Raw genomic sequence first — 18,023 nt, 5'->3', positions numbered from 1 at the left:
TGTTGTGCCATTGGTTTCGGGCTATAATCGCATGTTTCAGTAGTCCCGAACCCCCGGTTTTCAAGGATTCTAGTAATGGTCATCATCCGTCTGGCACGCGGCGGCTCGAAGAAGCGCCCGTTCTACAACATCGTCGCAACCGATTCGCGCAACCGTCGCGACGGCCGTTTCATCGAGCGCGTGGGCTTCTACAACCCGGTCGCCACCAAGGGTGAAACCCTCCGTATCGCGCAAGATCGCGTGACGTACTGGAAGGAAAACGGCGCGCAAATGTCGCCGGCCGTCGAGCGTCTCGTGAAGGAAGCGCAAAAGGCTGCTGCCGCTCAACCGGCTGCTTAAGTCTTGTTCATGTTTTACACCCGTGCGCGCAGCGTGAGCCGCGTGTGCGAGTCCAGGCTGGCTGCGAGGTTTGCCCATGCCCGTGCATGACGATGTAAAGGCGGACAAGGGCGCTGCCGCAACGGGCGAAGTGGCACGCAAGGCGCCGTCGTTCGGCGCGTTTGTGCGCAAGCCCGTGGAGCGCCGGCAGGCGCGCGATGGCGTGTCTGAAGCGCTCGGCGCGGCTGAAGGCCTGCGCGCCGAAACGCCGGCGAGCTGGCCTGCCGACGCAGTCGAAGTGGGCGCCGTGCTCGACGCCTATGGGCTGAAGGGCGGGCTGAAGATCGCCCCGCACGCGCAGGGCGGCAAGGCGCTCATCGCAGCGAAGCGCTGGTGGCTCCGGAAGGGCCGCGAGCACCCGGAGCGTCATTCCGCGGTGCGCGTGAGCGCCAAGGTGCATGGCGACAGCGTGGTCGGGCAACTGACCGGTGTCGCCGATCGCGACGCCGCACTGCGGCTGCGTGGTGCGCGTGTCTATGTGAGCCGCGCGGATTTCCCCGCGACCGAAGCCGACGAGTATTACTGGGTCGACCTGATGGGTCTCGACGTCGCCAACGAGGCAGGCGTCGAGCTCGGCAAGGTCGCCGACCTGATCGACAACGGCGCGCAGTCGGTGTTGCGCGTCGAGTATCCCTCGACGGACAAGAACGGCAAGCCCATTACCGGCGAGCGGCTGATCCCGTTCGTCGGCGTGTTTGTCAAGACGGTGGACCTGGCGGCGAGGCGCATCGTCGTCGACTGGGAAGCCGATTACTGAACCTGCTGTGCTGATTCGCTGAACGGAGAGAGCGATGCAGTTTGATGTCGTGACGCTCTTTCCCGAAATGTTCGGCGCGCTCACCGACTGGGGCATCACCAGCCGGGCGGCGAAGCAGCAGCGTTATACGTTGCGCACGTGGAATCCGCGCGATTTCACGACCGACAACTACCGCACCATCGACGATCGGCCTTACGGCGGCGGCCCCGGCATGGTCATGCTGGCCAAGCCGCTCGAAGCGGCGATCGGCGCGGCGAAGGCCGCACAGGCGGAGCAGGGCGTCGCGAGTCCGCGCGTGCTGCTGATGTCGCCGCAAGGCAAGCCGCTCACGCACGAGCGCGTCGTGCAGTTCGCGCAGGAGCCCGGTTTCGTGTTGCTGTGCGGGCGTTACGAGGCGATCGACCAGCGTCTGGTCGACCGTTGCGTGGACGAGGAAGTCAGCCTTGGCGACTTCGTGCTGTCGGGCGGCGAATTGCCGGCGATGGCGCTGATGGATGCCGTGGTGCGGCTTCTGCCAGGCGTGCTCAACGATGCGCAATCGGCGGTGCAGGACAGTTTCGTGGACGGTCTGCTCGACTGTCCGCACTACACGCGGCCCGAGGAATACGACGGCGTGCGTGTGCCCGATGTGCTGCTAGGCGGCCATCATGCGGAAATCGAGCAATGGCGCCGCCGCGAAGCGTTGCGCAACACGTGGCAAAAGCGGCCCGATCTGATCGCGCGGGCCAGGAAGAACAAAACGTTGAGCCGTGCCGACGAGGCATGGCTCGCCAGTCTCGCGAAGGGCGCGAACGAAGCGTAAGGCTTCGGACGGGCGTGGCGCGGGGCGTCAAAGGCGGTGCCGCTTCATGCGTGAACGGCGCCAGTTGTGAATCCATCCTCTATCGGGGCCGTAGTTGCAGGCAATCCTGCACAGGTACGAACGCCGACAAGATGGCTTACGGAGTCAGTCATGAATCTGATTGAAAAACTCGAGCAGGAAGAAATCCAGCGCGTGCTGGGCGAGAAGACCATCCCCGAATTCGCTCCCGGCGATACGGTGATCGTCAACGTGAACGTGGTTGAAGGCAACCGCAAGCGCGTTCAGGCATACGAAGGCGTCGTGATCGCAAAGCGTAACCGCGGTCTGAACTCGTCGTTCATCGTTCGCAAGATCTCGTCGGGCGAAGGCGTCGAGCGTACGTTCCAGACGTACTCGCCGCTGCTGGCAAGCATCGTGGTGAAGCGTCGCGGCGACGTGCGTCGCGCGAAGCTGTACTACCTGCGCAACCTGTCGGGCAAGAAGGCTCGCATCAAGGAAAAGCTGGTGTCGAAAGACCGCGCAGCTGCTCCGGCCGAGCAGGCGTAAAAGCTGTAAGAAAAAGCACCCCTCGGGGTGCTTTTTTGTTTTTGGTCGCAAAATACGTAGATGTGCCTGAATCCAGAGTCAGCCGTTGATCCGTCCAGTATTTGAACCCGAAAGCCTGCCGATCGAATCGACGGGCATCGACCTGCCTCCTGTCGCCGCCGGCCGACTCACGCCCGACGGCCTGCGCGCGCGTTTCGAGCAGCGCTTGCCGTGGGATCCGGAGCCCCAGGAGGCGCGCGTGGCCGAGATTCGCGATCCGCGCGAAGCGGCCGTGCTCATGCCGATCGCGATGCGGCCCGGCGGCCTCACCGTGCTGCTCACGCAGCGCGCCGACAACCTCAGCAACCACGCCGGCCAGGTGAGCTTCCCGGGCGGCAGCCGCGAACCCGCTGACGCCACGCCGATCGCCGCCGCGCTGCGCGAGGCGCAAGAGGAGGTGGATCTCGATCCCGCGCGCGTCGAGGTGCTGGGTGCGCTGCCGGACTACCTCACGGGCACGGGTTTCAAGGTGACACCCGTGGTGGGCCTCGTGCACGAGCCGTTCACGGTGATCGCCGATTCGCTCGAAGTGGCGAGCATCTTCGAAGTGCCGCTCGACTTTTTGATGAACCCCGCGCATCACCAGGTGCGCGTGCTGCGCTGGGAAGGCGGCGAGCGCCGCTTCTTCGCCATGCCGTATCCGCAGGCAGGTGATGGCGTGAGCGGCACGCACTTCATCTGGGGCGCGACGGCGGGCATGCTGCGCAACTTTTATCGTTTTCTGCTCGCCTGACGCAGAGCGTTTTTGCGATGCGGCAGGCGCCGCGTCGTGGCGCGCGGCGCGGTTTCGCCTCGCAAGATCCTGCTCGACCGCGTTCCGCTGTTGTGTCTTTGCAGCCACTTGCTCAGGCACATCTGGCCCTGTGATATCGTTGCAACAATTTCTGAAAACCCCTTTTGCAATCCCACTTGCACGGCGCGTGGTATGACTTTCTTCTCCGTATTGCTGGCTCTCGTCATCGAACAGGTGCGGGCGCTTTCGCCCAATAATCCGGTGACGGCGCTCCTGCGCCTCAATGCGGACTGGGCCGCGCATGGCTTCGACGCGGGCAAGAAAAAGCACGGCGTGATTGCCTGGCTCGTGGTGGTGGTGCCCTGGACGGTGGCCACTGCGCTGATCTACTACGTGCTTTATCACATCAGCTTCGTGCTGGCGTTTCTCTGGAACGTGGTGGTGGTGTACTTCACGCTGGGCTTCCGGCAGTTCAGCCACTATTTCACCGACATTCACCTTGCGCTGAACAACGACGACGTGCCGCGCGCGAGAGAGATCCTCACCGAATGGACCGGCATCGACGCCGTGGACATGCCCGTGAGCGAGATCGTGCGCCATACGCTCATTCACGCCGTGGTGGCCTCGCACCGCCACGTATTCGGCGTGTTCTTCTGGTTTCTTGTGCCGATCGGGCCGGCGGGCGCGGTGCTGTACCGGATTGCCGAATATCTGGCGCGCGCATGGTCGCGTCCCGCCGACGACCGCACCGAGGCCTTCTCGGACTTCGCACAGCATGTGTTCTTCGTGATCGATTGGGTGCCGGCGCGACTGACGTCGCTGGGCTTTTCGATCGTCGGCAATTTCGAGGACGCGATCTATTCGTGGCGTAACCATACGAACCAGTGGCCCGACACCAACGAAGGCGTGCTGCTCGCGACCGGCAGCGGCGCGCTGGGCGCGCGTCTCTCGGGGCCACTCGCGGAGCAGTCGAGCGTCGACGCACTGGCCCAGCCCGGCGAGGGCGATCCGTACACGGTTGGCGACGACTGCACGCCGCGCACGCTGCAATCGGCGGTGGGCCTCGTGTGGCGCGCGGTGATCCTGTGGATGATCCTGCTGCTCATGCTGACCATTGCCGTCTGGATCTGAACGGTCCTGGTGCCTGGCGCACAAGGTACAACGGCTCGCGATCAGCGAGCCGTTTTTGTTTCTGCGTGCGCCAGAGCGGTTTCATTCATCGCGCGGATCACGTTCGCGGCCGCATTGCCAGCACACCGTGAATTGCGCTTCCAGCGTTTCGCCGCACTGTGGGCAGCGCCACGATGGCGCGCCGGGTGGCGGGCCTTTGGTGGCGTCGGCGATCAGCTTGCGCGCAAGGGTTTCGTCGCGTTCGTCGGCGAGCCAGATTTCCGGCGCGCACTGATCGGCGGGAATCTCGCCCATCGCGCCGCTCAGATAGCGGTTGTGCAACTCGCATGGCACGCCGGCAGCTTCGAGGATATTCATCCAGTGCTGGGCGATGACCCCATTCGGCGCGCGCGCGAGCCTGATCATAGTGGTATGGGGAGAGAGCGTCAGCGCACGATCTGGCTGATCTCGTGCACGAGTTGCGCATAGAGCGCGTGGCGCTCCGGCGCGACGCGGCCGTCCTCCACCGCGTCGAGCACCGCGCAGCCCGGCTCGTGCAGATGATGGCAGTTGTAGAAGCGGCAATGCGCGAGCAGCGGGCGGAACTCGGGGAAGGCGCGCTCGAGCGTGCCTTCGGTGAGGTGGTAGAGCCCGAATTCCTGGAAACCCGGCGAGTCGATCAGCGCGCCACCTTCGGGAAGTGTGTAGAGACGCGTGAACGTCGTGGTGTGGCGGCCGCTGTTGAGCGCCGTCGAGATCTCGCGCGTGGCGGCCTCGGCGTCGGGAATCAGCAGGTTCACGAGCGTCGATTTACCCATGCCCGATTGCCCGAGCAGGATCGTCTGATGGCCGTGCAGATGCCTGGAGAGAATCGCGTGCGCCTCTTCGGGATGCTGCTTCTCCGACACTTCCAGCACCGTGTAGCCTAGCGCCCGATAACGCTCGAGCCGCTGGCGCGCGAGCGGCAGCGCCGCTTCCAGGTCGATCTTGTTGAGCAGGATGATCGGCGTCAGGTCGTTGGCCTCGGCGGCCACCAACGCGCGGCCGAGCAGGTCTTCGCTGAAGTGCGGCTCGGTGGCGAGCACGATCAGCAACTGGTCGAGGTTGGCCGCGAACAGCTTCGACTTGAACTGGTCCGAGCGATACAGCAGGTTGCGCCGCTCGCCGATTGCGACGATCACGCCCTGGTCCGCCGAAGTCGATTGATACTCGACGCGGTCGCCCACCGCGACCTCACTTTTCTTGCCGCGCGGGAAGCACTGCAGCGCTGCGCCGCCGCCGTCGGGCGCGACCAGGTAGTGGCGCCCGTGCGCCGCAATCACGACGCCGTGCAGCGTCGCCCCCGTGCCTGCCTGTGCTGCTTGTGCCATGCTGCCGGCGGCTTTCGTCGCGCGCCGGTTCATGCGTGCGAGAGCAGTCGATCGATCCGCTGCGAAGCCGGCGGATGCGAGTAGTAGAACGCGGTGTAGAGCGGGTCCGGCGTGAGCGTGGACGCGTTGTCCTCATACAGCTTGACGAGCGCGTTCACGAGGTTCTGCGCGTCGGTCTGCGTGGCGGCGAAGGCGTCGGCCTCGAACTCGTGCTTGCGCGAGCTGAGGCTGCTGAGCGGTGTGACGAAGAACAGGAACACCGGCACGGCGAGGAAGAACAGCACGAGCGCGAGCCCGTCGTTGCCGCCGAGCAGCGACGGCCGCACGCCGAGGCCCTCGTAGAACCACACGCGCTGGGTGAGCCAGCCGAGCACGCCGAGCAGCACGAGGCTGATCGCGAACGTGACTACCATGCGCTTGATCACGTGGCGGCGCTTGAAATGGCCGAGCTCGTGCGCGAGCACGGCCTCGATCTCGCTGCCCGAGAGGCGCGCGAGCAAGGTGTCGAAGAAGACGATGCGCTTGGCGGCGCCGAAGCCCGTGAAATAGGCGTTGCCGTGCGCGGAGCGGCGGCTGCCGTCCATCACGAACAGGCCCTTGGCCGCGAAGCCGCAGCGCTGCATGAGCGCTTCGATGCGCGAACGCAGCGCCTCGTCGCGCAGCGGCTCGAACTTGTTGAAGAGCGGCGCGATGAAGGTCGGGTAGAGCACCAGCACGAGCATCTGGAACGCGACCCAGACCACCCACGTCCAGAGCCACCAGAGGCTGCCGGCCTGCTTCATGAGCCACAGCACCACGAAGAGCAGCGGAATGCCGAACAGCGCGCCGATCAGCAGGCCCTTGATGCGATCGGCGAAGAAGATGCGCCGCGACATGCGGTTAAAGCCGAAGCGCTCCTCGATCACGAACTGGCGGTAGTAATCGAGCGGCAATTCGACGATGCCGCTCACCGCGAGCACGGCGGCGACCAGCGCGATCTGCCCAACGTAGTCGCGTCCGATCAGGTCTGAAATGCCGAGGTCGATCGCCTGCACGCCGCCGAGCAGCGTGAGCGCGATCAGCACGACCGCGGAAAGCACGATTTCGATCATGCCGAGGCGCGTGCGCGCGACCGTGTAGTCGGCGGCGCGCTGGTGCGCGGCAAGCGGAATCGTCGCCGCGAACTGGGTGGGGACTGCGCCGCGGTGAGCGGCCACGAAGCGGACCTGGCGCGAGGCGAGCCAGAGCTTGGTCACCACCATGGCCAGCACGGCGACAACGAAAATCACGCTGAAAGTCAGCGCGGGGGACAACGCAGTTGATGAGGTCGGCATCCGGGGAGTCCGTGGTATCTATGCGACAATTATATGTTCTCGGCGGCCCGGCCATGGCATCCCCGCCAAGGGCTTGCTTCCGGCGTGCGGGCCGCGCCTGTATGGCGCATGAGCGCCGCTTCTCAACCCGCATTCAACCCGCATTCAACCGCTCCAGGCTGCTTCACATGACTGATATCACTTTTGCCGACCCGGCGGGCCAGGCGACTCCGGCGATGGAGCGCACCGACATGAACTTGATCTGGCTCGACATGGAGATGACGGGGCTCGATCCCGACAACGACCGGATCATCGAAATCGCCGTGGTGGTGACCAATTCCACGCTCGACAAGATCGTCGAGGGGCCCGTGCTGGCGATCCATCAGCCCGAAGCCGTGCTCGACCGCATGGACGAGTGGAATCGCAACACGCACGGCCGCTCGGGCCTGACCGAGCGCGTGCGCGCCTCCACCGTGACCGAGGAAAGCGCAACGGAGCAGATTCTCGCGTTTCTCTCACAGTACGTGCCGCCGGGCAAGTCGCCGATGTGCGGCAACTCGATCTGCCAGGACCGCCGCTTCATGGCGCGCTGGATGCCTGCGCTCGAGCGCTTTTTCCACTACCGCAATCTCGACGTGAGCACGCTCAAGGAGTTGTGCCGCCGCTGGCAGCCGACGATCTACAAGGGCTTCCAGAAGCGCGCGATGCATACGGCGCTGGCCGATATCCACGAGTCCATCGACGAGCTCAAGTACTACCGCGAGCATTTCCTGATTCCGTCGGCGGGCGTGGCGGCCGCCGACGCGCCGGCGGGCAGGGTGGCGCAGTAAGGAAGAGGCGCCCGCAGGCGCGGGCGCCGCACGAGCAGACAGTACCCCGGACAGCAAGCAGGGCAGATTACGCGCGCGGCGCTCGCTGCGCGTTCTTGGGCCGGAACGCCGCGACGACGTTCGGATCGGTTTCGATATACGGCCCGCCAATCAGGTCGATGCAGTACGGCACCGCCGCGAAGATGCCCGGCACCTTCGTCGCGCCTTGCTCGTCGCGCAGGCCTTCCAGTGTTTCCTTGATCGATTTCGGCTGACCCGGCAAGTTGATGATGAGCGCCGCGCGATCGTCCGCGCCGCTGCCCGTTTCGCGGATCACCGCCACCTGGCGCGAAAGAATCGCCGTGGGCACGAAATTCAGGCTGATCTGGCGCATCTGCTCGCCGAAACCGGGCATTTCTTTCGTGGCGACCGCGAGCGTCGCTTCGGGCGTCACGTCGCGGCGCGCGGGGCCGGTGCCGCCCGTGGTCAGCACGAGGTCGCAGCCGAGGCCGTCCACCAGCGCCGTGAGCGTGGCGGAAATGGTGGCCGCGTCGTCGTGGATCAGGCGCGTTTCGGCGCGCCACGGCGACTTCAGCGCGTGGCCGAGCCACTCCTTCAGCGCCGGAATGCCTTTGTCCTCGTAGACGCCGCTGGTGGCGCGGTCGCTGACCGACACGAGGCCGATCACCAGTTCGTCCGGGTGGCTGCGCTCAGGCTTCGTCATTTTCGCGGTCCTCTTCATCGCTCGCGTGCTCATCGGCATCGTCGGCGCCCTGGGCGCTCACGTCCTTGATCCACTGGAACAGCTCGCGGAAATACTTCGGCGGGCGTGCCTGCTCCTGCTCGCGCCGCGCGTTGCGAATCAGCGTGCGGCCTTCCTGCGGGTCGGCGGCCGGGTGCTGGCGGATGAATTCGGTGAGGGCGTCGTCGCTGGCGAGCAGCTTCTCGCGCGTGCGCTCGATCCAGTGCAGGCGCGCCGTGGCGGCCTTGTTCACGCCGCGGTGCTCGTCGAGCGCGGTGCGCAGCGCGGCGACTTCGTCCTCGCGCAGGCCGCGCATCATGCGGCCCACGTACTGGAGCTGGCGGCGCTTGCCTTCGTGGTCGGTGATGCGGCGCGCCTCGTGGACGGCGTCGGCGAGGTCTTCCGTCATGGGCATGCGCTTGAGCGCATCCTTGGGCAGCTCGACGAGCGCCGTGCCCAGCTCCTGGAGCGCGGTCATCTCGCGCTTGAGCTGCGACTTGCTCGGGCGATCGTAGCCGTTGTCGTCGTCGTTGCCCTGTTGGGCGGCAACGTCGTTCATGGGTTGAATGCGGGTTTTGCGTTTCATGACGCGTATTGTAGCGTGCGCGCGCTGTCGGTTCGGCGCAGGGTTCGGCGCGCCTCGGGCAGTCGCGGGCCATGCGGCTGCGGTACGCGTTCGCATACCTTGCTATGATCGCGAAACGCGCTTCTTTACAGAGCTTTGGCGAGGCGCATGATCCGATACCCCCGACACACGACAAGCGGGCCGCTCCGGCCCGAAACCGGACCATAACGACAATGGCTGCAGACATCGAAGCCCGGCAACGATTTTTCCCGCATACCCAGGACGAGCTGAAAGAGATCGCGTCGGACATTCTCCGTCACGCGAAGGCGCTCGGCGCGAGCGACGCCGCGACGGAAATCTCCGAAGGCGATGGCCTGTCGGTTTCCGTGCGGCGCGGCGAAGTCGAGACCATCGAGCACAACCGCGACAAGTCGGTCGGCGTGACCGTCTACATCGGCAACAAGCGCGGCAATGCGAGCACCTCGGACTTTTCCGCGCAGGCGCTCAAGGACACCGTGGCGGCGGCCTACAACATCGCGCGTTTTACCGCGGACGACGACTGCGCCGGCCTCGCCGAAACCGACCTGCTGGAAACCGCGCCGCGCGACCTCGATCTCTATCACCCGTGGAGCCTCACGGCCGACGAGGCCGTCGAGATCGCGCGCCGCGCCGAAGACGCCGCGTTCGCCACCGACCGCCGCGTGACCAATTCGGAGGGCGCGAGCGTTTCGGCGCAGCATTCGCAGTTCGTGCTCGCCACCTCGGGCGGCTTCATGCACGGCTACCCCTATTCGCGCCATTACATCGCGTGCGCGCCCATCGCGGGCACCGGCCGCAGCATGCAGCGCGACGACTGGTACACCTCGCGGCGCAGCGCGAGCGAGCTGGCCTCGCCGGAGGCGGTCGGCCGCTATGCCGCCGAGCGCGCGCTGTCGCGCCTGTACGCGCGCGGTCTCGACACGCGCAAGGTGCCGGTGCTGTTCGAGGCGCCGATCGCGGCAGGCCTGCTCGGCGCGTTCGTGCAGGCCACCAGCGGCGGCGCGCTCTACCGCAAGACCTCGTTTCTCGTCGACAGCCTCGGCAAGCCGGTGTTCGCGCCGCATATCCAGGTGGTCGAGGACCCGCACGTGGCGCGCGCCGCGGGCAGCGCGCCGTTCGACGAGGAGGGCGTGCGCACGCAACGGCGCGAAGTCGTGAAGGACGGCGTGGTGCAGGGCTACTTCCTGTCGTCGTATTCGGCGCGCAAGCTCGGCATGCAGACGACGGGCAACGCGGGCGGCTCGCACAACCTGCGGCTGGAAAGTTCGCTCACGAACCCCGAGGACGACTTCGAGGAAATGCTCAAGAAGCTCGGCACGGGCCTGCTGCTCACCGAGCTGATGGGGCAGGGCGTGAATTTCGTGACGGGCGACTATTCGCGCGGCGCCTCGGGTTTCTGGGTCGAGAACGGCAAGATCCAGTATCCGGTCGAGGAGATCACGGTGGCGTCGACGATGCAGGAGATGTTCCGCCACATCGTCGCGGTGGGCGCCGATACGCTCGCGCGCGGCACGCGCCAGACCGGCTCCGTGCTGATCGAGCGTATGACGGTGGCGGGGCAGTAAGCGGCTTTTCCGCAGGCTCAATGCACAACGGCACGCCTTGGCGTGCCGTTTGTGTTTTTGCGTGCGTGCTTTCGACGCTCAACGCTACGCCCAGTCGCGCCGCTCGTAAGTGACGAACGCGAAATCGAAGTCGTTGGGCGGATTCGCGTGCAGCGTCTCGCGCGCCGTTTCGCGCCAGTGTGCGGGATCGGGCGCAGGGAAGGTGGCATCGCCTTCGAAGTCGGTGGCGATCTCCGTGACGATCAGCTTGTGCGCGAGCGCGATGCCCTCGGCGTAAAGTTGCGCGCCGCCGATCAGGAACGCTTCGGGCGCCTGGTCTTGCGCCGCGAGCGCGAGCGCGGCTTCGAGGCTCGTGACCGTGTCGCAGCCGGGAAAGCGCCTGGCAGCGTCGCGCGTGACGACGATGTTGCGGCGGCCGGGCAGCGCGCGGCCAATCGATTCATGCGTTTTGCGGCCCATCACGATGGGCGCGCCCATGGTGGTGCGCTTGAAGAATGCAAGGTCCTCGGGCAGCCGCCAGGGCAGCTCGTTGTCGCGGCCGATCACGCCGTTGCGGGCGCGAGCGACGATCAGGGTGAGCGTCGTCATCGAGTCAGTCGAAGTGCGTTGGAATGGAAAAGCCAGTTGCACCGATTTTACCCGACGGCCTCATCGCCTCCGTACCCGTGGCGTCATGCCGAAGGCCCGATTGGCCGGTCCGGCTGATTCTCCGCCTCGCCGTCGAAGATCGTTTTCTCGTCGCGCAGGCCGTGCGTGCCCATGAGCCGGTAGAGCGTCACGCGCGAGATGCCGAGGTCGGTGGCCGCTTCGGTCAGGCGATGGCGATGGCGCAGCAGCGCCGCCTCGATCGCGCGTTTTTCCGCGGACTCGCGCGCCTCGGCGAGCGTCACGGTCTGCTGCGCGGTGAACTGATCGAGATCGAGATCCCCGGCCGAGATCAGCTTGCTTTCCGCCATCACGATCGCGCGCCGCACGCGGTTGATAAGCTCGCGCACGTTGCCGGGCCAGTTGTAGTTGTACATCGCCTCGATGGCATCCGGCGTGAAGCCGCGGATCCTGCGCGCGCTGTCCTGCTTGAACTTGTGCAGCACGTGGTGCGCGAGAATTTCGATGTCCTTGCCGCGCGCGCGCAGCGGTGGCTCGTCCACGCGCAGCACGCACAGCCTGTGAAAGAGGTCGGCCCTGAAGCGCGAGTCGCGCATCGCCGCTTCGAGATCGACGTGGGTGGCCGAAATGATGCGCACGTCCACGGGAATCTGCTCATGGCCGCCCAGGCGCTCGATCTTGCCTTCCTGGAGAAAGCGCAGCAGGCTTGCCTGGCTTTCCATCGGCAGGTCGCCGATTTCGTCGAGAAAGAGCGTGCCGCCGTTGGCCGCCTCCACGCGCCCGATCTTGCGCTGATGCGCGCCCGTGAACGCGCCGCGCTCGTAGCCAAATAGTTCGGATTGCAGAAGATGATGCGGGATCGCGCCGCAATTGATCGGCACGAACGGCGCCTTGCGCCGCGCCGAGCGCTCGTGGATCGCGAGCGCGGTGAGCTCCTTGCCGGTGCCCGATTCGCCCGAGATGAATACCGTTGCGTCGGTGTTCGCCACCTTGCGGATGGTGCGAAAGAGCTGCTGCATCGCTTCGCAGGTGCCCACCATTTCGTCTTCGTCCGCGCTTGCGGCCGACGCCGGCGCATTGTCGAGGTCGCACAGCGTGACCATGCCGAACGCGTGGCTCACGAGGTAGTCGAGCGTAGCCGGCGCGACCGGCAGATGCACGTAGTCGAAGCAGTAGTGGCGGATCAGGCGGCGCACTTCGGGGTCGGTGAGACGCTTGGCGTCGGTGAGGGCGATCCAGCCGACCTGTTGCAGCCGCAGCACCGCTTCGAGCGCGGCCAGGTCGCGCGCGGTGAAGCTGGTCAGATCGACGATGCCCGCGCAGGTCGGCTCTGTTTTCACGAGCCGCGTGGCTTCGGGCGCGCTTCTCGCCGTCGCGACGTCCCAGCCGCGGCTCTTCAGATACGCGCCGAGTTGCGCGTCCGGCATTCGGGCGACGTACAGCAGCATGCGGTCGATGTCGGCAAGCGGCCCGCCATCGGGGCCGGGCGTGCATTCAGGCGTGCGCGCGGCGGCGTCGAGTCCGCGTTGCCCGGTTGCCGTCGCGCCCTCGGCCGTTGCCTTCGCTGTGGCCGGATGCGGCGGCGCGCCCGCCATGGGTAGCCGCGGGCCGGCCCCGGCTAGAGGTGTCACGGTAGCGCCCAGAGGGGAAGAATCACGCACGATCGGCCTCGTCTTCATCAGAAGGTGTAGGGGAACCGCAGGCCGACGACGAAGTTCGGCGCATCCGGCGTGAGGCCGACCGACACCACGCCGTTGATCGTCAGGTGCTTGTTGACCACGTGATTCAGGCCGAAGTTGAGCACCGACGCCGTGGTCTCGCTGCCCGGCACGCCGGTCCAGCTGCCGCCGGGCGCCTTGGTCTTCGACTGCGGCTCGATGGCCATCGTGTAGGAGATGCTGGCCGAGTCCTTGTCGGAGAAGGCGAGCGCGACGCCGCCCCCGAACTGGATGATGTCGCCGAGCTTCACCTCGGCCGGCTGCGTTTGCCCGACGACCGACGAGATATCGGAGAACGAGCGCGCGATGTTGTACGTGTACGAGAAGCTGCCGAACAGCACGACCGGGTCGTAGGTCTTCAGCACCGAGACGCCGGCCGTGACGTTCCAGAAGCCGGTGCCCGTAGGCAGCTTGCTGGGCGCGACGAGGTTGGTGTTGTCGGGCGTGAGCTGCACCACTTTGATGCCGAACGGCGAGGTTCCGGTGTCCGTCTTCACGCGCAGGCTGCCGACCACGTCGGGCAGGCTATTGGTCTCCTTCAGGAATTGGTAGTAGATCCCGAAGTTCACGTCGCCGATCGCGTGCGAGCTCACGGACGCATCGGAGAGCGTGTTCGCCGCGCCGCCCGCGCCGCCCACGATGAAGCTGCTATGGCGGTAAATGTACGGGACGTCGACGTCGATGCTCATGCGGTCGGTGATGCCGTACCGCGTGTCGAGATCGGCCATGAGCTGGTGCGACTTCGTCTGGCCCAGATTGATATTGCCGAGGAAGATCGCATCGAGCGCGAGGAAGCCTGAGAGCTGCAACTGGCGCCGGTCGTAATAGGTGTCGCTGATGCCCCAGTCGAGCGTGAGCTTGTGATCGAAGAGCGGGGCATGTTCGCGCTGCACGACTGCTTGCTCGGCCTCGGTGCGGGTGGGCGCGGCGCTCTTTTGCGTCTGGCCCACGGTCGGGTTCGCGCCCGTGTTGTCCCCCGCATTGACGCCGACCGGCGCGCCTTGCTGTGGCCCGCTCGCGGCGGACGAACCGGTGGCGCCCGTGGCCGGGCCGCTGTCGGGCGAGGGCGGGTTCACCGGCACACCGGTGGCGGTGCCGGTGAGGGAGCCTGGGGCGGTGGCGCCGGGCAGCGCTTGCGCGAGCGGCGGCAGCGGCACGGGCAAGCCGTCCGCGCCGGGCTGGTCGGCGACGCTCGCGCTGTCGCCGGCGGCCGGCGCACCCGCGCCCGGCACGCCGCGCCCGCGCTGCGCCATTTCGAGGTTCGTGACCTGGCGCTCGAGAGACTGGATTTGTCGCTGCTGCTCGTCCACCACGCGCATCAGCGTGTTGAGACGTTCTTCGACAGACTGGCTTTGCAGCGCCTGCGCGTGGGCGGTTTGCGCGAGCGCGAAAAGCAGGACTGCTGCTGGAATGGCGGCCAGCGTCAAACGCGGCGCCGCCGTCGGGTACGACGTGCTCATTCTTTTCCCCCCGGATCGAAAGTCGATGCACGACAGAGCACGAAGTTCTGCGCCCGCATCGTCGATACGCTTGCTCGATGTTGCTTCACGCGTTCTGGCGGTTCGCGTGCTGGTCTCCTGCTGGTGTCTCCTTGTGGCGGCCGTCGATGGCGGTCGGCGGCATCTTGTTGCTGTAATCAGGCGGCGCTTTTTTAGCGGGTGTTGCGTAGAGCCTGTAATACGCCGGCCTGCCGGATCATTTGCGCGCTCAACTGCTGCGTCTGCAAGCTGAGCTGCAACTGGTTTGCGACTTGCTGGTTGTTGCCCGCGACCTGGAGCAACTGGGCAATGGCGCCCGCCTGCTGTGCGCTGCCGGGCATGATGTTCTGCGTCGCCATGCCGGCGGGCGTTTGCAGCGTGACGTTGATGCCGTTGCCGCCGAATGCGATGCCGGCCTTGATGGTGCCGTTCGCGTTCGAAGCCGCTGCGCTCGTCTGGTTGGCGCCCGCCATGCCGGCGATCTGCAGCGCGTGGCTGTAATCGATGGTCGCGGCGTTGGAGCCGACGTTGTTGTTGCCCGCGACCTGGGTGATCTGCGATACGCCGTTGACCGACACGTTCTGGCCGCCCGAGGCCGAGGCGTTCGGCGTGGCACCGCTATTGCCCGGGTTCGTGCCGCCCGGCATCGGGTCGGTGACGCGTGCGCTGGTTTGCACGCTCGCGCTCAGATGGTTGGCCGTGTTCTGCGAGACGGCGAGCGCGCCTTGTGCGACGGCGCTGGCGCCATTGGGCAACTGCCATTGCGACAGCACGCTGAGCACGAAGCCGGAAATCATGTCGCTGCCGGCGTACTTGCCGGTTTGATGCGCGAGCACCTCGTCGTCGACGAGCTCGCAGCGCACGGGCTGCGCGTCGGGGCCGCCCGCTGAAAGAAATGCAGGCACGGCCGCCTGGGTGGCGGCGAGGCTTTCTGCTGCGCACGCATTGCCCGAACAAGCGCAGGCGAGCGCGCAGACACCTGCCGCGATGCTACACTGTGAGAGGTTGCGTTTCATGGCTATTCAGGACTTCAGAACATCAGGGCCTTGTCGAGGCCGTATTCGAAGAAAGGAGTCGGCGCCGTGCCGTTGAGCAGGGCGTTCTCGCGCAGCTTCAAGGCGATCGACTCGTTGTTCTGCAACAGCGGAGAATCCTCCCGAAACGGTTTGCCGAGCACGGCGAAGACGAGGCCGTTCCACGTCTTCGCGAAGTCATCCTCGGCGACGATGCGGTTACCGAGCGCGGGGTCCGCAATGAAGATGCGGTTGTTCTCGGCATGCTTGACGATCACGAAGTGCTCGTAGCCCTCGATGTTCATGAGGACGAGCACGGGAATCTGCAGGTGATAGAGTGCGTCGGTATTGACGCGAAAGCCCCGGCCGCGCAGGCCGATCGTTTCGACGAACTTCTTCATGTCGAGCATGGAGAAGCCGTTCTTCACGACCACCTCGGGGGTGGAGAACACCATCATGCGCCGGATCAGTTCCGGTTCGGGAATGTCGATGCCGTAGCCGTACTTGAGCAGCGTCGCGAGCGCGGCCGCGCCGCAGCTGTAGTCGTATTGCTGCGTGACGACGCTGTTGTAGCGAATCTCGCGCATCGAGCGGACCGGCAACTTGATCGGCACGCCGATCAGGTGGGTCGCGTCGATGCTCGTCTGCGCCTGGCTAGGCATCCACGCCGCAGTGGCGGCGAGCGCCAGCGCGACGGCACATGTTCTTGACGCCGGGGACGAAACGGACCCGGACATGGTGGTCTCCTGCATCGGGTTTGCGCGCCAGCCGCTGTGTGACGGCGGCCGGCGCGTCGGGGTACAGCTTGCAACTACCTGGATATCAGGACTGCGTATTGATGCTCGGGCCTTGCCTAGTGGCCGTTGCTCATTGCCGCGATGGCCATGCCGTTGTGCTGCAGGTTGCCGATGCCGCCGGCAATGTTCACGCCGATGTTGCCGCTGGCATTGGCGAGCGTGCCGGCGCCGAGGCTAGCCGTACCCTGGAACTGGCCCGTTGCCGTCATGCCTGCGTTCTGCACGTTGTTGTCGGTCGCGACCATCGCCGTGGTCTGGGCGGAACCGGCGTTCTTGGCCGTCGTTACGGAGCCGGCGAGGCTGTTGTTCTGCGCGTTGCCGATACCCGAAGCGACGTTCACACCGACATTGCCCGAGACGCTGGCGAGCGAGCCGTCACCCACCGAAGCGTTGAGGTTGAAGTTTTTCACATTGGCTGTGCCAGCGGACGCTTGATTATTGAAAATCTGAGCGTTACCGAACACATTGCCCACATCGACCGAAGCGAGCGCGACGTCATTGCTTTGCGCGTTGTTGATGCCTTCGGCGATGTTCACGCCCAGGTTGCCCGTCACTCCGGTTGCTGCGTTGTTGCCGGTGTTGGCGTCGAGCGTGGCGGCCTTGCGGGTGTCGATGTGATTCGTCACCCAGCCGGTCGTCGTATCGTCGACCGTCTTCATCGTGTCGTTCACGCTGTAGCCTGACGTATGCCTTTCTTCCGTGGCTCTCGCGTAAGCCTGCGAGTGCGAGTGCGAGCTGCTGCTCGATTCGCTGAAGTGGTGATTGTACGTATTGCTGGAGTTGCTCGACTTGCCGCTCGTGCCGTTCGCATAGGAGGAGACCGCGGCGCTGCCCGTGCCGTCGGCGTAGGCCGTGTTCGCGTTGGTCGAGCTGTTGCTCGTGTTGCGGTTGTTGGCCGTCGACCACGTGCTCGCCGTTGCGGTCGAGTCGCTGTTGTTATGCGAGTTGCTCCTCGTGTGCGACGAGCCTTCGGACCCGCTCGCGGCGAAAGTGGCCGAGCCGTTCAAGAAGTTGCCGGTGTGCGTCCACGAGGCGCCGACCTGGACGCCCGCACTGCCGTTTTGCGAATGCGTTGAGGTGTTGCTGCCGACGCTGTCGTACGAGTGGCTGTGATTGCTGTGGCCCGTGTCGCTATAGGTGCTTGCGGTCGTCGAATTGCTCGTGTTGCCGCTGTCGGTGGCGACGTGATAGTTGGCCGCGATGCCGGCGTTGAAGGTCTTGCTGAAGCTCGAGTTGCGCGACGAGGTCGTCGCGGTCCATGCGCTCACGTCGTGCGTCTTCGACGATGCGCTCATCGACTGCGAAGCGGATCCTTCGGCGAAGTACGAGGTGCGGTAGCTCGAATTGGTGCCCGTGCCGACCTTGCTCCAGTTGGTGTCGTTGAAGTGGGTCGTCACGTTGCCGAACTGATAGCTCTGCGCCTGCGGAAGCAGCGTGCCGCCACCCGTGTTCTGCGTGTTGTTGATGACCGCGCCGGCCGTGCTCGAGACGGCGACGCATCCGAACAGTCCGACAAAGCCTTCGATGCCCACATATTCGGTCACGCCGGTGGCGTTGAATAGGAAAGCGGTCTTGGGGCCTGCGTAAGCGGAACTAGCCGCCGTCGCGAGGACTGCTGCTGCGATGAGGGTGCGCTTCATGTTTCGCTCCGATACTAGTGGTCA

General features: G+C 65.6%; 19 protein-coding genes. 8 read left to right on the top strand and 11 right to left on the bottom strand.

Annotation, left to right across the window (positions count from 1 at the left end; translation table 11 throughout):
* Positions 1-75: 75 nt before the first annotated feature.
* The 6 genes from rpsP (at position 76) to P5W99_RS10450 (ending at position 4,386) form a co-directional block, all read left to right on the top strand.
* Positions 76-339, top strand: a complete 264-nt coding sequence (rpsP, locus tag P5W99_RS10475) for a 30S ribosomal protein S16 (protein WP_035522523.1) — start codon at positions 76-78, stop codon at positions 337-339.
* A gap of 76 nt (positions 340-415) precedes the next feature.
* The gene (rimM, locus tag P5W99_RS10470; protein ID WP_421024430.1) at positions 416-1,135 is read left to right on the top strand and encodes a ribosome maturation factor RimM; all 720 of its coding nucleotides are present in this window, start codon (positions 416-418) and stop codon (positions 1,133-1,135) included.
* 34 nt (positions 1,136-1,169) lie between these two features.
* Complete coding sequence (gene trmD, locus P5W99_RS10465; RefSeq protein ID WP_421024429.1) at positions 1,170-1,937, top strand: tRNA (guanosine(37)-N1)-methyltransferase TrmD; 768 nt, start codon at positions 1,170-1,172, stop codon at positions 1,935-1,937.
* A gap of 150 nt (positions 1,938-2,087) precedes the next feature.
* Positions 2,088-2,483 carry a 50S ribosomal protein L19 gene (gene rplS, locus P5W99_RS10460; protein ID WP_035522529.1) on the top strand — a complete coding sequence of 132 codons (396 nt, stop codon included), beginning with the start codon at positions 2,088-2,090 and terminating at the stop codon, positions 2,481-2,483.
* A gap of 85 nt (positions 2,484-2,568) precedes the next feature.
* The gene (locus P5W99_RS10455) at positions 2,569-3,255 is read left to right on the top strand and encodes a CoA pyrophosphatase (protein WP_421024428.1); all 687 of its coding nucleotides are present in this window, start codon (positions 2,569-2,571) and stop codon (positions 3,253-3,255) included.
* A 192-nt stretch (positions 3,256-3,447) separates the two neighbouring features.
* Entirely contained in the window at positions 3,448-4,386 is a 939-nt protein-coding gene (locus P5W99_RS10450) for a CobD/CbiB family protein (protein ID WP_421043394.1), read from the top strand.
* A gap of 81 nt (positions 4,387-4,467) precedes the next feature.
* On the opposite strand, the gene P5W99_RS10445 is transcribed toward P5W99_RS10450, so the two are convergent.
* Genes P5W99_RS10445 through P5W99_RS10435 form a run of 3 tightly spaced genes read right to left on the bottom strand, consistent with a single transcriptional unit; the run spans position 4,468 to position 7,048 of the window.
* The gene (locus P5W99_RS10445; RefSeq protein WP_421025246.1) at positions 4,468-4,788 is read right to left on the bottom strand and encodes a DUF2007 domain-containing protein; all 321 of its coding nucleotides are present in this window, start codon (positions 4,786-4,788) and stop codon (positions 4,468-4,470) included.
* Positions 4,789-4,811: 23 nt separating this feature from the next.
* Positions 4,812-5,768 (bottom strand): ribosome small subunit-dependent GTPase A, encoded by a 957-nt coding sequence (rsgA, locus tag P5W99_RS10440; protein ID WP_421024426.1) that lies wholly within the window; start codon positions 5,766-5,768, stop codon positions 4,812-4,814.
* Positions 5,765-7,048 (bottom strand): M48 family metallopeptidase, encoded by a 1,284-nt coding sequence (locus P5W99_RS10435; RefSeq protein ID WP_421024425.1) that lies wholly within the window; start codon positions 7,046-7,048, stop codon positions 5,765-5,767. Before P5W99_RS10435 ends, rsgA begins: the two co-directional genes overlap by 4 nt.
* A gap of 167 nt (positions 7,049-7,215) precedes the next feature.
* Here P5W99_RS10435 and orn point away from each other — a divergent pair, with 167 nt between their 5' ends.
* On the top strand, positions 7,216-7,857 hold the full coding sequence (orn, locus tag P5W99_RS10430) for an oligoribonuclease (protein WP_434660620.1): 642 nt from the start codon (positions 7,216-7,218) through the stop codon (positions 7,855-7,857).
* 67 nt (positions 7,858-7,924) lie between these two features.
* On the opposite strand, the gene mog is transcribed toward orn, so the two are convergent.
* A complete protein-coding gene (mog, locus tag P5W99_RS10425; RefSeq protein ID WP_434660617.1) occupies positions 7,925-8,560 on the bottom strand; it encodes a molybdopterin adenylyltransferase in 636 nt (211 codons plus the stop codon).
* Complete coding sequence (gene yjgA, locus P5W99_RS10420) at positions 8,547-9,164, bottom strand: ribosome biogenesis factor YjgA (protein ID WP_421024422.1); 618 nt, start codon at positions 9,162-9,164, stop codon at positions 8,547-8,549. Before yjgA ends, mog begins: the two co-directional genes overlap by 14 nt.
* A 212-nt stretch (positions 9,165-9,376) precedes the next feature.
* Between yjgA and pmbA the strand changes: the two genes are divergently transcribed.
* Positions 9,377-10,747, top strand: coding sequence for a metalloprotease PmbA (pmbA, locus tag P5W99_RS10415; RefSeq protein WP_434660613.1), 1,371 nt, complete (start codon positions 9,377-9,379; stop codon positions 10,745-10,747).
* A gap of 84 nt (positions 10,748-10,831) precedes the next feature.
* On the opposite strand, the gene P5W99_RS10410 is transcribed toward pmbA, so the two are convergent.
* The 6 genes from P5W99_RS10410 to P5W99_RS10385 all read right to left on the bottom strand — a co-directional run bounded on the left by P5W99_RS10410 (position 10,832) and on the right by P5W99_RS10385 (position 17,999).
* On the bottom strand, positions 10,832-11,335 hold the full coding sequence (locus P5W99_RS10410) for a dihydrofolate reductase (protein WP_421043399.1): 504 nt from the start codon (positions 11,333-11,335) through the stop codon (positions 10,832-10,834).
* A gap of 83 nt (positions 11,336-11,418) precedes the next feature.
* A complete protein-coding gene (locus P5W99_RS10405; RefSeq protein ID WP_434662546.1) occupies positions 11,419-12,948 on the bottom strand; it encodes a sigma 54-interacting transcriptional regulator in 1,530 nt (509 codons plus the stop codon).
* Between the two features lie 83 nt (positions 12,949-13,031).
* The gene (locus P5W99_RS10400) at positions 13,032-14,531 is read right to left on the bottom strand and encodes a hypothetical protein (RefSeq protein ID WP_434660610.1); all 1,500 of its coding nucleotides are present in this window, start codon (positions 14,529-14,531) and stop codon (positions 13,032-13,034) included.
* Positions 14,532-14,722: 191 nt separating this feature from the next.
* On the bottom strand, positions 14,723-15,565 hold the full coding sequence (locus P5W99_RS10395; protein ID WP_434660607.1) for a peptidase C39: 843 nt from the start codon (positions 15,563-15,565) through the stop codon (positions 14,723-14,725).
* A gap of 14 nt (positions 15,566-15,579) precedes the next feature.
* Positions 15,580-16,299 carry a C39 family peptidase gene (locus P5W99_RS10390; protein WP_434660605.1) on the bottom strand — a complete coding sequence of 240 codons (720 nt, stop codon included), beginning with the start codon at positions 16,297-16,299 and terminating at the stop codon, positions 15,580-15,582.
* Positions 16,300-16,415: 116 nt separating this feature from the next.
* Positions 16,416-17,999, bottom strand: coding sequence for a hypothetical protein (locus P5W99_RS10385; protein WP_434660603.1), 1,584 nt, complete (start codon positions 17,997-17,999; stop codon positions 16,416-16,418).
* Positions 18,000-18,023 lie beyond the last annotated feature (24 nt).

It is taken from the genome of Paraburkholderia sp. A3BS-1L (assembly GCF_051125215.1).
Lineage (GTDB): Bacteria > Pseudomonadota > Gammaproteobacteria > Burkholderiales > Burkholderiaceae > Paraburkholderia.
This window is presented reverse-complemented; position numbering and strand designations above follow the sequence as displayed.

What these genes read in the sequence shown, in the direction of transcription:
- mog (WP_434660617.1), bottom strand. Translation starts at nt 8,560, where the DNA reads ATGACGAAGCCTGAGCGCAGCCACCCGGACGAACTGGTGATCGGCCTC.
- P5W99_RS10390 (WP_434660605.1), bottom strand. Translation starts at nt 16,299, where the DNA reads ATGTCCGGGTCCGTTTCGTCCCCGGCGTCAAGAACATGTGCCGTCGCG.
- P5W99_RS10405 (WP_434662546.1), bottom strand. Translation starts at nt 12,948, where the DNA reads ATGGCGGGCGCGCCGCCGCATCCGGCCACAGCGAAGGCAACGGCCGAG.
- rsgA (WP_421024426.1), bottom strand. Translation starts at nt 5,768, where the DNA reads ATGAACCGGCGCGCGACGAAAGCCGCCGGCAGCATGGCACAAGCAGCA.
- P5W99_RS10385 (WP_434660603.1), bottom strand. Translation starts at nt 17,999, where the DNA reads ATGAAGCGCACCCTCATCGCAGCAGCAGTCCTCGCGACGGCGGCTAGT.
- pmbA (WP_434660613.1), top strand. Translation starts at nt 9,377, where the DNA reads ATGGCTGCAGACATCGAAGCCCGGCAACGATTTTTCCCGCATACCCAG.
- P5W99_RS10450 (WP_421043394.1), top strand. Translation starts at nt 3,448, where the DNA reads ATGACTTTCTTCTCCGTATTGCTGGCTCTCGTCATCGAACAGGTGCGG.
- P5W99_RS10435 (WP_421024425.1), bottom strand. Translation starts at nt 7,048, where the DNA reads ATGCCGACCTCATCAACTGCGTTGTCCCCCGCGCTGACTTTCAGCGTG.
- P5W99_RS10410 (WP_421043399.1), bottom strand. Translation starts at nt 11,335, where the DNA reads ATGACGACGCTCACCCTGATCGTCGCTCGCGCCCGCAACGGCGTGATC.
- rpsP (WP_035522523.1), top strand. Translation starts at nt 76, where the DNA reads ATGGTCATCATCCGTCTGGCACGCGGCGGCTCGAAGAAGCGCCCGTTC.
- trmD (WP_421024429.1), top strand. Translation starts at nt 1,170, where the DNA reads ATGCAGTTTGATGTCGTGACGCTCTTTCCCGAAATGTTCGGCGCGCTC.
- P5W99_RS10395 (WP_434660607.1), bottom strand. Translation starts at nt 15,565, where the DNA reads ATGAAACGCAACCTCTCACAGTGTAGCATCGCGGCAGGTGTCTGCGCG.
- rimM (WP_421024430.1), top strand. Translation starts at nt 416, where the DNA reads ATGCCCGTGCATGACGATGTAAAGGCGGACAAGGGCGCTGCCGCAACG.
- yjgA (WP_421024422.1), bottom strand. Translation starts at nt 9,164, where the DNA reads ATGAAACGCAAAACCCGCATTCAACCCATGAACGACGTTGCCGCCCAA.
- orn (WP_434660620.1), top strand. Translation starts at nt 7,216, where the DNA reads ATGACTGATATCACTTTTGCCGACCCGGCGGGCCAGGCGACTCCGGCG.
- rplS (WP_035522529.1), top strand. Translation starts at nt 2,088, where the DNA reads ATGAATCTGATTGAAAAACTCGAGCAGGAAGAAATCCAGCGCGTGCTG.
- P5W99_RS10400 (WP_434660610.1), bottom strand. Translation starts at nt 14,531, where the DNA reads ATGAGCACGTCGTACCCGACGGCGGCGCCGCGTTTGACGCTGGCCGCC.